14 protein-coding genes and 1 other RNA gene are annotated in these 12905 nt (G+C 63.7%); 9 read left to right on the forward strand and 6 right to left on the reverse strand.

The features are described 5' to 3' along the window. Positions 1 to 7: 7 nt before the first annotated feature. Positions 8 to 562, reverse strand: coding sequence for a YecA family protein (locus tag QQL85_RS07080; RefSeq protein ID WP_284353040.1), 555 nt, complete (start codon positions 560 to 562; stop codon positions 8 to 10). Between the two features lie 181 nt (positions 563 to 743). Here QQL85_RS07080 and QQL85_RS07085 point away from each other — a divergent pair, with 181 nt between their 5' ends. From QQL85_RS07085 to QQL85_RS07100, 4 genes are all read left to right on the forward strand, one after another. Beyond that, entirely contained in the window at positions 744 to 926 is a 183-nt protein-coding gene (locus QQL85_RS07085; RefSeq protein ID WP_284353453.1) for a TIGR02449 family protein, read from the forward strand. Next, positions 923 to 1243 carry a cell division protein ZapA gene (locus QQL85_RS07090; protein ID WP_284353039.1) on the forward strand — a complete coding sequence of 107 codons (321 nt, stop codon included), beginning with the start codon at positions 923 to 925 and terminating at the stop codon, positions 1241 to 1243. Before QQL85_RS07085 ends, QQL85_RS07090 begins: the two co-directional genes overlap by 4 nt. 17 nt (positions 1244 to 1260) lie before the next feature. After that, a non-coding RNA gene (gene ssrS / locus QQL85_RS07095) (6S RNA) lies at positions 1261 to 1440 on the forward strand. A gap of 87 nt (positions 1441 to 1527) precedes the next feature. Beyond that, positions 1528 to 2136, forward strand: coding sequence for a 5-formyltetrahydrofolate cyclo-ligase (locus tag QQL85_RS07100; RefSeq protein WP_284353038.1), 609 nt, complete (start codon positions 1528 to 1530; stop codon positions 2134 to 2136). Between the two features lie 17 nt (positions 2137 to 2153). On the opposite strand, the gene QQL85_RS07105 is transcribed toward QQL85_RS07100, so the two are convergent. After that, positions 2154 to 2309: a hypothetical protein gene (locus tag QQL85_RS07105; protein ID WP_164525190.1), complete on the reverse strand. Its 156-nt coding sequence runs from the start codon at positions 2307 to 2309 to the stop codon at positions 2154 to 2156. Positions 2310 to 2488: 179 nt separating this feature from the next. Between QQL85_RS07105 and QQL85_RS07110 the strand changes: the two genes are divergently transcribed. The 4 genes from QQL85_RS07110 (at position 2489) to QQL85_RS07125 (ending at position 7824) form a co-directional block, all read left to right on the forward strand. Next, on the forward strand, positions 2489 to 2938 hold the full coding sequence (locus tag QQL85_RS07110; RefSeq protein ID WP_284353037.1) for an EVE domain-containing protein: 450 nt from the start codon (positions 2489 to 2491) through the stop codon (positions 2936 to 2938). Positions 2939 to 3033: 95 nt separating this feature from the next. Beyond that, positions 3034 to 3993, forward strand: a complete 960-nt coding sequence (locus tag QQL85_RS07115) for an HlyD family secretion protein (protein WP_284353036.1) — start codon at positions 3034 to 3036, stop codon at positions 3991 to 3993. Further along, the gene (gene rbbA / locus QQL85_RS07120) at positions 3990 to 6710 is read left to right on the forward strand and encodes a ribosome-associated ATPase/putative transporter RbbA (protein WP_284353035.1); all 2721 of its coding nucleotides are present in this window, start codon (positions 3990 to 3992) and stop codon (positions 6708 to 6710) included. The genes QQL85_RS07115 and rbbA overlap by 4 nt, the downstream gene beginning before the upstream one ends. Position 6711: 1 nt before the next feature. Further along, the gene (locus QQL85_RS07125) at positions 6712 to 7824 is read left to right on the forward strand and encodes an ABC transporter permease (RefSeq protein WP_284353034.1); all 1113 of its coding nucleotides are present in this window, start codon (positions 6712 to 6714) and stop codon (positions 7822 to 7824) included. Between the two features lie 80 nt (positions 7825 to 7904). Here the strand turns inward: QQL85_RS07125 and QQL85_RS07130 are convergent, their stop codons facing one another. Continuing rightward, the gene (locus tag QQL85_RS07130; RefSeq protein WP_284353033.1) at positions 7905 to 8309 is read right to left on the reverse strand and encodes a flagellar basal body-associated protein FliL; all 405 of its coding nucleotides are present in this window, start codon (positions 8307 to 8309) and stop codon (positions 7905 to 7907) included. A 169-nt stretch (positions 8310 to 8478) separates the two neighbouring features. Here QQL85_RS07130 and QQL85_RS07135 point away from each other — a divergent pair, with 169 nt between their 5' ends. After that, entirely contained in the window at positions 8479 to 9456 is a 978-nt protein-coding gene (locus tag QQL85_RS07135; RefSeq protein WP_284353032.1) for an NADPH:quinone oxidoreductase family protein, read from the forward strand. Between the two features lie 115 nt (positions 9457 to 9571). Here the strand turns inward: QQL85_RS07135 and QQL85_RS07140 are convergent, their stop codons facing one another. From QQL85_RS07140 to ubiD, 3 genes are all read right to left on the reverse strand, one after another. After that, a complete protein-coding gene (locus tag QQL85_RS07140) occupies positions 9572 to 10222 on the reverse strand; it encodes a gamma-glutamylcyclotransferase (RefSeq protein ID WP_016712620.1) in 651 nt (216 codons plus the stop codon). Positions 10223 to 10468: 246 nt separating this feature from the next. After that, complete coding sequence (locus QQL85_RS07145; RefSeq protein ID WP_284353031.1) at positions 10469 to 11437, reverse strand: CDP-6-deoxy-delta-3,4-glucoseen reductase; 969 nt, start codon at positions 11435 to 11437, stop codon at positions 10469 to 10471. Next, positions 11437 to 12903, reverse strand: a complete 1467-nt coding sequence (ubiD, locus tag QQL85_RS07150; protein ID WP_016489755.1) for a 4-hydroxy-3-polyprenylbenzoate decarboxylase — start codon at positions 12901 to 12903, stop codon at positions 11437 to 11439. Before ubiD ends, QQL85_RS07145 begins: the two co-directional genes overlap by 1 nt. Positions 12904 to 12905: the final 2 nt, after the last annotated feature.

The following is a 12905-nucleotide window of genomic DNA, read 5'->3' on the forward strand; positions in this document are numbered from 1 at the left end:
CGGTTGATCAGTGCAGCGATGGCTTGGGCGCGGGTGCGGCCGGCTTGGCCAGCTCGGAGAACAGCAGCAGGGGCGCCACGCGCAGGTATTCCATGACTTCCATGTAGTCGCTCTCGCCGTCTTCGGACTCTTCGAGGGCTTCCTGTACCTGGGAAATGGCCACCAGGTCCTGCAGCACATCCTTGGCTTCGTCGGACAGGTCCTTACCGCCGGCATTCAGGCCGAAACCGGTAATGAAGCCCTGGCACCATTGGCCCAGCGCGGTGGCACGGTCGCTCAGTGCAGCGTCGTCGGAAGGCAGTAGCAGGACGATGGCCATGTCGTCGCTGGTGAGCTCGCCCTTGACCATTTCCTGCAGGCCGACCAGAGCATTGCGCACGGTATCACCGGGCTCTGTTTCCAGCAGTTGGGCGGCATCGGCCAGCCAGCTGTCGGCGTCAAAGCCGGCACCGGCGCAGCTGCGACCGATCAGCAGGCCGTGCAGCTCGGCCGGGGTGACGGGGTGGCCATTGCTCGAAAGCAGCATGGCGAAGGCGATGTAAGGCGATTGGGTATTGGGCATGGGCAACTAGGCGCCAGACGGCGCAATGACTAGAATGGAGACCTTGTATCCTAGCACCGGCAGGCGCGCCAAGACCATCGGCACTGGCCGTCGCCGCCCAGGGAGAGGCATCATCGCCAGGTGACTGAACGACGGAGCGAATCGAGTGCAACCCACGCAAGAGAACGACCTGCAGGCACTGATGAGCCGATTCGAGTTGCTGATCGACCGCGTCGAGCAACTAAAACGGCAAAATGCACTCCTAGTAGCTCAGGAAAAGTCCTGGCGCGAAGAGCGCGCCCACCTCATCGAAAAGAACGAGATCGCCAAGCGCAAAGTCGAGTCGATGATTTTACGCCTCAAGGCTCTGGAGCAAGACTCATGAGTTCAAGCAATAGCGTCACCGTGCAGATCCTCGACAAGGAGTACTCGATCATCTGCCCGCCGGAAGAGCGCAACAACCTGGTCAGCGCCGCCCGCTACCTGGACGGCAAGATGCGTGAGATCCGCAGCAGCGGCAAGGTGATTGGCGCCGACCGTATCGCGGTCATGGCGGCATTGAACATTACCCACGAAATGCTGCACCGCCAGGAAGACCGCGCCGATGCTCCGGTCAGCGGCACCAACCGCGAACAGGTGCGCGACCTGCTGGATCGGGTAGACAAGGCTTTGTCCGACGACACGGATACCAAAATCGGCTGAGATTGGTATACTGGCGCCACTCCCTGGTGGATGCGCCAGTCGGTTATGTCCCTGAGCCGATACGCACAACCACGGGGGTTGCACGCTGGGGCCGGTGTGCATGTCCGCCCGACGGAAAGCCTTAACGCCCCCTGCAATCTCCACCTTGAACTTTCGGGTTCAAGGGCTACACCGACAGCGGTCTGATCGGGGAGCCTGAATTTTCTTGCCCGCCCCTTCCGGCGGGCAATTCGTTTTGGCCAACCGTCTTGATGTTGGCCAGCACTCCTGGGATCGCCCGTGCCATGACCGACACCGCGCCGCTCACCCGCCCCCAGCTCCGTCGCTTGCTTCGCAATGCCCGCCGCGCCCTCACCCCTGCCCAGCAACGCCAGGCCACCCTTGGCCTGTACCGCCAGCTGGCGCAAAACCCGCTGTTCCGCCGCGCACGGCACATTGCCCTGTATTTGCCCAACGACGGCGAAATAGACCCCAGCCTGCTGCTGCGCGAGGCCCAGCGGCGCGGCAAGCGCACCTACCTGCCCGTGCTGCACGCCTGGCCGCGCACGCGCATGGTGTTCCAGCGTTTCGAGCAGGGTGAAAAGCTCAAGCCCAACCGCTTCCGCATTTCTGAGCCGGTCACCGACCGCAAGCGCCAACGGCCGATCTGGGCGCTGGACCTGATCCTGCTGCCGCTGGTCGGTTTTGATGAGGTAGGCGGTCGCCTGGGCATGGGCGGCGGCTTTTATGATCGCAGCCTGGCCTACCAAGGGCGTCGCAAAACCTGGAAGAAGCCTTTGCTATTGGGGCTGGCGCATGAATGCCAGAAGGTCGAGCGGCTGGCGCAGGCCAGTTGGGATGTACCACTGCAGGGGACGGTCTCGGACCGTGGCTGGTACCTGGCGCCGCGTTGAGCGGTGCCAGCAGGGCATCAACGTTGTTGTGGCTGGCTGGCGTCGACCGGCATCTGATAGGCGTTGTCCAGCTTGCGCTCCCAGAACCCTTGCGCATAACCGGTCGTGACCACACCCAGGCCAAAAATGAACACCAGGATCCACAGCAGATCCGGCTTTTTACGTTGATTCATCGAAGATTGCCCCCCAGGCAAACTGTTCAGTGCACGGCGATTTTCTGGGTACCGCCGGCGCATAGCGCTTTAAACGGGGCGCATTTTCCGACAACCTGCGTCTGCACGCAAACCTTGACGCCAACCGGCTGTCGGTTTCGTGCAACAGGTTATTTCAAACCTTTTCAGGAGCAGCATCCATGGCCTATTGGCTGATGAAGTCCGAGCCCGACGAGCTCTCCATCGAAACCCTCGGGCGCCTGGGCGAAGCCCGCTGGGACGGCGTGCGCAACTATCAGGCGCGGAATTTCCTGCGGGCCATGAACGTGGGTGACGAATTCTTCTTCTACCACTCCAGCTGCCCGCAACCGGGCGTCGCCGGCATTGCCCGAATCACTCGCGCGGCCTACCCGGACCCGACCGCGCTGGACCCGCAAAGCCACTATTACGATGCCAAGGCCACGCCCGAGAAGAACCCGTGGAGCGCGGTGGATGTGGCCCATGTGCAAACCCTGCCACGCGTGCTGGAGCTGGGCTGGCTGAAACAGCAAGCCGGCCTGGCCGAGTTGCCGCTGGTGCAAAAAGGCAGCCGCCTGTCGGTGATGCCGGTGACGCCCGAGCAATGGGCGGTGATTGTCGCGCTGCGTTGAATGTGCAGCTAAGGTCAAGGGTTTGACCGATATCAACACGCCACATATGGCCGCGCGCCATGATGTGGTGTGCATGACCGCAAGGATGCAGAACGATGAACCGATACGCCCCCAGAATCTTCGCCACCGCGCTGATCGCCCTGCTCGCTGCAGCCGGAGGGCTGGGGTACTGGAAGTCGCTCCACGACCAGTTGCCCGAAGGCCTGAGCATGGGCAACGGCCGCCTTGAAGCAACCGAAGTACAGATCGCCAGTAAAATCCCTGGCCGCCTTGCCGACGTGCTGGTCGACGAAGGTGACAAGGTTACCCGCGGCCAGTTGCTGGCACGCATCGACACCCGCACCATGGAAGCCCAGCGCACCCAGGCCGAGGCCGAAGTGCTGCGCGCCCGGGAAAACTACGCCGCCGCCCAGGCCAGCGTGCAGCTGCGGCAAAGCGAACTGCTGCTGGCCAGCCAGGAGCTCAAGCGCGTGCGCGAGATTTTCCAGCGTAAATACGCCAGCCAGCAGTTGCTCGACCAGCAGCAGGCGCGCTTCGACACGGCCAACGCCGCCGTGGTCGCCTCCCGCGCCCAGTTGGCGGCGATCAAGGCCGCTATCGGAGCCGCCGAGGCTCAGGTTGCCCAGCTCACCAGCGAAATTGACGACAGCAGCCTGCGCGCGCCCATCAACGGCATTATCCAGCTGCGCCTGGCCGAGCCTGGTGAAGTGCTGGGTGCCGGCGGCCGCGTGCTGATGCTGATCGACCCCAGCGACCAGTACATGAACCTGTACCTGCCGGCCTCCACCAGCGGCCAGCTGACCGTAGGCGATCAGGCGCGCATCGTGCTCGACGCCCTTCCTGACCGCGCCCTGCCGGCCAAAGTGGCCTTCGTCGCAGCCAAGGCCCAGTTCACCCCCAAACAGGTAGAAACCCGCGACGAGCGGCAAAAGCTGGTGTTCCGCGTGAAGCTTCGCCTGACCGACCCAGGTGCCGTACCGCAGGCCAAGCCGGGTATGCCGGGCGCCGGCTATGTGCGCACGGCTGAGGTGGACTGGCCGGCCAACCTGCAATGAACGCCCCGGCACTGCTGGCCGAGGGCATCAGCCACCGCTACGGCGACCTGGTGGCCCTGCACACCCTCGGCTTCAGCCTGCCTGCGGGCACCCGCTGCGCGCTGATCGGCCCTGACGGCGCCGGTAAATCGACCTTGCTGGGGTTGATCGCAGGCGTCAAACGCTTGCAACAGGGCGAATTGCAGGTGCTGGGTGGCTCGATCCGCCAGAGGCGCCATCGCGCGGCGCTGTATCCGAAAGTGGCGTTCATGCCGCAGGGGCTGGGCAACAACCTGTATCCGGAACTGTCGATCAGCGAGAACATCCGCTTTTTCGCCACCCTGTTCGGCCTGGGCCGCCGCGAGTGCGAGCAGCGCATGGCCAACCTGCTTCAAGCCACCGACCTGCAACGCTTTGCCGAGCGCCCGGCCGGCAAGCTGTCGGGTGGCATGAAGCAGAAGCTGGGGCTGTGCTGCGCGCTGATCCACGAGCCAGACCTGCTGATCCTCGACGAACCCACCACCGGCGTCGACCCGCTGTCGCGCAGGCGCTTCTGGGAGCTGGTCGAACAGGTTCGCGCACAGCGCCCGCAACTGACCTTGCTGGTGGCTACCGCGTACATGGAGGAAGCCGAACAGTTCGAGCATTGCCTGATGCTCGATGGCGGCCGCCTGCTGGCCGCAGGCCCCAGCCACGAACTGGCTGCAGTCACCCCCAGCGGCAAGCTGGACGACGCCTTCACCCACTACCAGGGCGCGGGCAAGGCACAGCATCAACCGCTGAGCATCCCGTCGCGCCCGGCCACGGACGGCCCGGTCGCCATCGAGGCCCACGACCTGACCCTGCGTTTTGGCGATTTCACGGCGGTAAACAAGGTCAGTTTCGCCATTGGCCGTGGCGAGATTTTCGGCTTCCTCGGTTCCAACGGCTGCGGCAAGACCACCACCATGAAGGTGCTCACCGGCCTGATGCCGGCCAGCGAGGGCAGCGCCAGCCTGCTGGGGCGCCCGGTGGACGCCAGTGACCTGGCCACGCGCAAGCGGGTCGGTTTCATGTCGCAGAGTTTCTCGCTGTATGGCGAGCTCAGCACCCGACAGAACCTGGCCTTGCATGCCCGCCTGTTCGACTTGCCCAAGGCCGAGAGCGCCCAGCGCATCGATGAGTTGATCGAGCGCTTCGACCTCGCCGCTATCGCCGACCAGCCGTCCGGCGCCCTGCCCCTTGGCCTGCGCCAGCGCCTGTCTCTGGCAGTGGCGGTGCTGCATCGCCCGGAAGTATTGATTCTCGACGAACCGACCTCCGGCGTCGACCCGGCTGCCCGCGACGACTTCTGGCGCCTGCTGGTGGAATTGTCACGCGAACAGGGCGTGACCATTTTCCTCTCCACCCATTTCATGAACGAAGCCCAACGCTGCGACCGCATCTCGTTGATGCATGCCGGGCGGGTGCTCGCCTGCGACACACCGGATGCCCTGCAGCGCCAATACCAGGGCGACACCCTGGAGGACGCGTTCGTGCGATGCCTGGAGCAGGCCCAGGAGCTTGCGCCGCAAGCCACGGATACCGCCGTGCTGGAGCAGGCAACCACAGCCACCCCGCCATTGCGTCAGGGCTTCAGCCTGCGCCGCCTGCTGGCGGTGGCCAGCCGTGAGGGCAAGGAGCTGCTGCGCGATAAAGTGCGCCTGGCCTTCGCCTTGCTGGGCGCGCTGTTCATGATGGTGATCTTCGGCTACGGCATTTCGCTGGATGTCGAAAACCTCGCCTTCGCCGTACACGACCAGGACCAGAGCCCGCAAAGTCGGGCCTACCTCGAAGCCTTCCGTGGCTCACGCTATTTTGCTGAACAAGCGCCGATCCGCGACAGCCGCGAAATGCATCAGCGCCTGCAGCGCTCGGAAATCAAACTGGCGCTGGAGATTCCACCCGGCTTTGGCCGCGACCTGTACGCCGGGCGCCAACCGGTGGTGGCGGCCTGGCTTGACGGCGGCATGCCGTTCCGCGCAGAAACCAGCCGCAACTATGTGGAAGCCGTGCACCAGGCCAACCTTGAGCAACTGGCAAAGGCCAGCCCACAGCCGCAGCCGCGCCAGGACCTGGTGCGGCTGGAAACGCGCTTTCGCTACAACCAGGACGTGGTCAGCGTGAATGCCATCGGCCCGGGCGTGATGGCGCTGATCCTGGCCTTCATCCCGGCCATGCTCACCGCGCTGGGCATTGTCCGCGAGAAAGAACTCGGCTCCATCACCAACTTCTACGCCACCCCCCTCACCCGCCTGGAGTTCCTGCTCGGCAAGCAGATGCCCTACCTGGCCGTAAGCCTGGTCAACCTGGCGCTGCTGGTGGCGATGAACCGCTGGCTGTTCGCCGTGCCGCTCAAAGGCAGTGTGCTGGCGCTGGCCTGCGGTGGCGTAGCCTACCTGCTGGCCACCACCAGCCTGGGCCTGCTGATCTCGGCCTTCACCCGCACCCAGATCGCGGCCATCCTGGGCACCATGATCATCACCAGCCTGCCGACCATCCAGTTTTCCGGGCTGATCGTGCCACGCTCGTCGCTGGACGGTGCAGCGGCGGTGATGGGCCAGCTGTTCCCGGCGGGCTACTTTCTCGATATCGCGGTCGGCACCTTCACTAAAGCGCTGGGGCTGCGCGAGTTGTGGCCACAGTGCCTGATCCTGCTGGGCTTCTTTGCTGCCTTTACCGGCCTGAGCCTGGCCATGCTGAAGAAGCAGGAGGCCTGACATGTCGCGCCTGAACCACACCCTGCGCCTGGGCCTGAAAGAACTGACCAGCCTGCGTCATGACAGCGTGCTGCTGCTGTTTTTGCTGTATGCCTTCAGCGTGGCGATCTACATGCCGGCAGCCGGCTCGGTGATCGGCGTGCACAACGCCAGCGTCGCCGTGGTGGACGAAGACCACAGCCTGCTCTCGCGCAAGCTCAGCGAAGCCCTGCAGCCGCCCGAGTTCCAGCCCGCCGTGCCGCTGGCACCGGAGCACCTGGACCAGGCCATGGACAGCGGCCAGTACACGTTCGTGATCAATGTGCCGGTGAACTTCCAGGCCGACTTGCTGGCCGGTCGCTCGCCGGAGCTGCAAATCAACGTCGACGCCACGGCCATGAGCCAGGCGTTCATGGGCGCCGGCTACATCGGCCGCATCTTCGAGCGCGAGCTGCTCGACTACAGCCCGCGTGGCAACGTGCAAAGCCCGGTGCTGATCAACCCCAAGGCATTGTTCAACCCCAACCTGGAGGGTGGCTGGTTCCTGGCGGTGATCCAGATCGTCAACAACATTACCATTCTGGCGATCATCCTCACCGGCACTGCGCTGCTGCGCGAACGTGAGCATGGCACCCTCGACCACCTGCTGGTGCTGCCGCTGACGGCATTGGAGATCATGCTGGCCAAGATCGGCAGCAACGCCTTGGTAGTGGTGATCTGCACCTGGATTTCGCTGGTGGTCGTGGTGAAAGGCGCACTGGGCGTGCCGCTGTCCGGCTCGATGGGGCTGTTCCTGGCCGTGACGGCGCTGTACCTGTTTGCCAGTACCGCGCTGGGCATCTTCCTCGCCACCCTGGCACGCTCGACGCCCCAGTTCGGCCTGCTGGCGATCCCGGTAATCATCCCGATGCTGTTGCTGTCTGGTGGCAGCACCCCGCTGGACAGCATGCCGCAGTGGTTGCAGTGGGTGATGCAGGGGTCGCCGTCGACGCACTTCGTCAGCCTGGGTGCGGCGATCCTGTTCCGGGATGCCGGCTGGACGGTGGTGTGGCCGGATATCCTGGCGCTGGGCCTGATCGGTCTGGTGTTCTTCAGCGTAGCGCTGGCGCGGTTTCGCCGGAGCCTGGCGTCCTGAACGAAAGCCCGCTCCCACAAGTCCCTGCTAGGTCATTGAAAGCATTTCTACCCAGACCGAGCCAGCTCAGATAAAGCGAGTTACTGCACGATCAGGTTGTTGAACAACAGATCTTCAACAATCGGCTTGCCCTCTTCCGCTTCCATCACCTGCTGCACCTGCTTCAGCGCCTCTTGGCGAAGATTTTCCTTGGCTTCGACATTACTCATGCTGTCCACCGTCTGCTGGGTGAACAGCGCCACCAGTTGGTTGCGGATCAGCGGTTCGTGGTGCTTCACCGCCTTGGCCGCTTCGTCACCGGTCACGCGCAGGGCCACGTCAGCCTTGTACACGCGCAGCCGTGGGCCGCCGTCGAGGGCATAGTTGCCGACAAAGGGCGGGCTCAGGCTGATGTAGGCGACCTTGGGCGCCCCTTCCTTGGCTTCCTCGGCCATGGCCGCAGCCGGCAGCAGCAGCGCCAGTACCATCAAGATCCACGCTTTCACGAATTCGCTCCTCAATACAGTTGGCGCCAGCTTACCCAGCACACCGCTCAAACCCAAGCCCGGGCTTATGCCGCCACTTATGCCTACACATCAGGACGGGCCATGCTCGTTGACCCGGCAGGCGGCCCTCCTACACTTATCGGCCACTACCCGCAAAGGAATAGCCCCGATGAAAGCTGTGTTGTGCAAAACCCTGGGCCCGGCGCGCAACCTGGTGCTGGAAGACGTGGCCAGCCCGCTGCCGAAGAAGAACGAGATCCTGCTGGATGTGCAGGCCGCCGGGGTCAACTTCCCCGATACCCTCATCATCGAAGGCAAGTACCAGTTCCAGCCGCCGTTGCCGTTCTCCCCTGGCGGCGAAGCCGCAGGCGTGGTGGCCGCAGTCGGGGAAAAGGCTGGCGCGTTCAAGGTGGGTGACCGAGTCATGGCGCTGACCGGCTGGGGCGCGTTTGCCGAGCAGGTGGCGGTGCCGTTCTACAACGTGCTGCCGATCCCGGCGAGCATGGACTTCACCACCGCTGCGGCGTTCGGCATGACCTACGGCACGTCCATGCATGCTTTGCGTCAGCGCGGCCAGTTGCAAGCGGGCGAGACGCTGCTGGTACTGGGCGCATCGGGCGGGGTCGGCCTGGCTGCTGTGGAGATCGGCAAGGCCATGGGCGCGCGGGTGATCGCGGCGGCCAGCAGCGCCGAGAAACTGGCCGTGGCCAAGGCGGCCGGGGCGGATAAGCTGATCGACTACAGCCAGGCCAGCCTGCGCGACGAGATCAAACGCCTGACCGGCGGTCAGGGTGTGGACGTCATCTACGACCCGGTGGGCGGCGAACTGTTCGAGCAGGCAGTGCGCGGGCTGGCCTGGAATGGCCGGTTGCTGGTGGTGGGTTTTGCCAGCGGAGCCATCCCGCAACTTGCGGCAAACTTGGTATTGCTCAAGGGCGCGGCAGTGATGGGCGTGTTCTGGGGAGCGTTTGCACAGCGCCAGCCGGAAGATAACGCGGCCAACTTCAGGCAGCTGTTTGCCTGGCATGCCGAAGGCAGGTTGAAGCCGCTGGTGTCGCAGACTTATCCACTGGCCGAGGCCGGGGCTGCCATTGAGAAACTGGGGCAACGGCAGGCTGTGGGTAAGTTGGTAGTGCTGGCTAGGTAAGACAGTTCTGGCCCTTTCGCGGGCAAGCCCGCTCCCACAGGGATTGCACCGACCTTGAGAAATGTGCAGTACCTGTGGGAGCGGGCTTGCCCGCGAAAGGGCCGGTACAGGTTACTCACACTTCGCGCAGGTTATGGCAGCGCCGGAACCGTGCCTCCAGGTTGCGATCGGGCATCTGGTGGCTGCGCAGGGCATTCAAGGTCTGTTCGACATAATCACGCGTGGTGCCATAACGCCCCTTGGCACTGGCCAGGATCTGGCTGAGCAAGGTATCCGGCAGGTTCCCCGCATAGCACGGCAAATGCCGCTCCAGCACAAAACCCAGGGCCTGCACCTTGCTGCCATCGCCCAGCCGGCAGGTGAGCCAGTGTGGCCGGTAAGCCGGGTACGGCATCTCCCGCTGCCACAAGGCCATCAGCGAGTCATCCAGGTTGCTTTCATCCAGCCGGTAGGCAAAACCGCTGCAAGAGCCACCCCGGTCCAGGCCAAACACCAGTCCAGGGGTTTCCGGGGTGCCACGGTGTTCGTGCGACCACAGGTACAAGCCCCGATGGTAACCGTGCACCCGCGCGCGCTGGCGTTCTACCGAATTGCACTCCGGCCGCCAGATCAACGAACCATAGGCAAACAACCACACGGGCCCACCCTGATGGCGCGACATGGTCGTCTTCATGGAGTTGAACAACTGGTCGTGAGTATGTTGCTGACCGAAGTCGAGTGCCGGAGGATATGAAACTTCCCAGGACATACTTTCAAGTGCCGACATAAGCTGCCGCCATTATCCCTGTGAACTACGGATGTAGCGAGATTCGATTACGGTGCGGCCCAAAGCCTCTATACCAAGGGCGCTTGCAGTAACCATAGGCCAGAACTGCAGGAATACTCAAGCCCTCGCGTCAGTGTTTCATGCGCGGTTCCGACGACTGGGGAGTACTGTTTCAACAACGGTGAAAGTTATTAGCCAAGGCGGTAACAATTACCGCCTTATACCCACACTCTCGAACTTCGGTTATTAACCGCGTGGTGCGTAGGCAAACACATCCGCACGCATGCGGTGCGCATCCATGCCGGCTTCGACCAGGGCATCGAGGGTGGCGTAGATCATGTTTGGCGAACCACTGGCATACACATGCACGGTATTGAGGTCGGCAATGTCCTCGCAAACCGCTTCGTGCAACATGCCGCAACGGCCTTCCCAGCCACACAGGTCGCTGACGACCTGATGCAGGAACAGGTTGGGCAGGCGCTGCCATTCTTCCCAGTGCTCGATCTGGTAGAAATCTTCTGGCCTGCGCACACCCCAGTACAGGTGCACCGGGTGCTTGAAGCCCTGGGCTCGGCAGTGCTCGAGCAGGCTGTGCATCTGGCCCATGCCGGTGCCAGCGGCAATCAGCACCAGCGGCCCCTCAGGCAACTCGGCCAGGTGGGTGTCGCCAAAGGGCATTTCGATGCGCGCCAGACCGTCACGCTTGAGTTGCTCGATCAGTTGCAGTGCACTGGGCTCACGCGCCAGCACATGCAGCTCCAGCTCACGCCCGGCGTGGGGCGCGGAGGCCAGCGAGAAGGCCGCCTGCTTGCCGCCCTCGCGCTCGATCATCAGGTACTGCCCGGCGTGGTAGCGCGGCGGCTTGCCGGCTGGCGCGCGCAAACGCACCCGCCAGACGTCGCCACCGACGTCGACGCACTCACTGACGCTGCACGCCAGCTTGCGCACCGGCAGCTCGCCCAGGGCGAGCACACCATCCCAGAGCAACACACAGTCCTCCAGCGGTTCGGCGATGCAGGTGAACAACTCGCCATGGTCGCGGACTTCGCCATCCTGGCGTACCCGGCCTTCGACCAACAACGCGGCGCAGACATGGCAATTACCATTGCGGCAGCTGTTCGGGCAGTCATAGCCCAACCGCCGCGCTCCATCCAGGATCCGCTCCCCGGGTTCGAGCGCCAGCACCGCCCCGGACGGCTGCAACGTTACCTGCATCAATCTATTCCCAACTGATCCCACAGCTCATCGATACGGCGGGTGACGGCTTCGTCCTTGACGATGACCCGTCCCCATTCGCGTGTAGTCTCGCCCGGCCACTTGTGCGTGGCGTCCAGGCCCATCTTCGACCCCAATCCCGATACCGGCGACGCGAAGTCGAGGTAGTCGATCGGGGTGTTGTCGATCATCACCGTATCACGCTTGGGGTCCATGCGCGTGGTAATGGCCCAGATCACATCGTTCCAGTCGCGGGCGTTGATATCGTCATCGGTGACAATAACGAACTTGGTGTACATGAACTGTCGCAGGAACGACCACACACCCAGCATCACGCGCTTGGCGTGGCCCGGGTACTGCTTTTTCATAGTAACCACGGCCATGCGGTACGAACAGCCTTCCGGCGGCAGGTAGAAGTCGGTGATTTCCGGGAACTGCTTCTGCAGGATTGGCACGAACACTTCGTTCAGCGCCACACCGAGAATCGCCGGCTCATCTGGCGGACGGCCGGTGTAGGTGCTGTGGTAGATCGGTTTCTGCCGGTGAGTGATGCGCTCGACGGTGAACACCGGGAAGCTGTCCACTTCGTTGTAGTACCCGGTGTGGTCGCCGTACGGGCCTTCCGGGGCCATTTCGCCCGGGTGGATCACACCTTCCAGGATAATTTCGGCGGTGGCCGGCACCTGCAGGTTGCTGCCTCGGCACTTGACCAGCTCGGTACGATTACCGCGCAGCAGGCCCGCGAAGGCGTACTCGGAGAGGGTGTCCGGTACCGGGGTCACAGCGCCAAGGATGGTCGCCGGGTCAGCGCCCAGCGCCACGGCAACCGGGAACGGCTGGCCTGGGTTTTTCTCGCACCACTCGCGGTAGTCGAGGGCGCCACCACGATGGCTGAGCCAGCGCATGATGACCTTGTTCCGGCCGATCACCTGCTGGCGGTAGATGCCCAGGTTCTGTCGGTCCTTGTTCGGGCCACGCGTAACGGTAAGCCCCCAGGTAATCAGTGGCGCCACATCGCCGGGCCAGCAGTGCTGGATCGGCAACGCACCGAGGTCGACATCGTCACCCTCGACCACCACTTCCTGGCACACCGCGTCCTTGACCACTTTTGGCGCCATCGACACGACCTTCTTGAAGATCGGCAGCTTGGACCAGGCGTCCTTCAGGCCTTTCGGCGGCTCGGGTTCCTTGAGGAACGCCAGCAACTTGCCGATCTCGCGCAGTTCGTCGACCGACTCGGCGCCCATGCCCATGGCCACGCGCTCTGGCGTACCGAACAGGTTACCAAGTACCGGGATGTCGAAGCCGGTGGGCTTTTCGAACAGCAACGCCGGGCCCTTGGCACGCAAGGTGCGGTCGCAGACCTCGGTCATTTCCAGAACAGGGGAGATCGGAACCTGGATGCGCTTGAGTTCGCCGCGCTGCTCCAGGCCACGGATGAAGTCGCGCAAGTCGCGATACTGCATGC

Origin of the sequence: Pseudomonas putida, from assembly GCF_030159595.1 — a bacterium.
Lineage (GTDB): Bacteria > Pseudomonadota > Gammaproteobacteria > Pseudomonadales > Pseudomonadaceae > Aquipseudomonas > Aquipseudomonas putida_AC.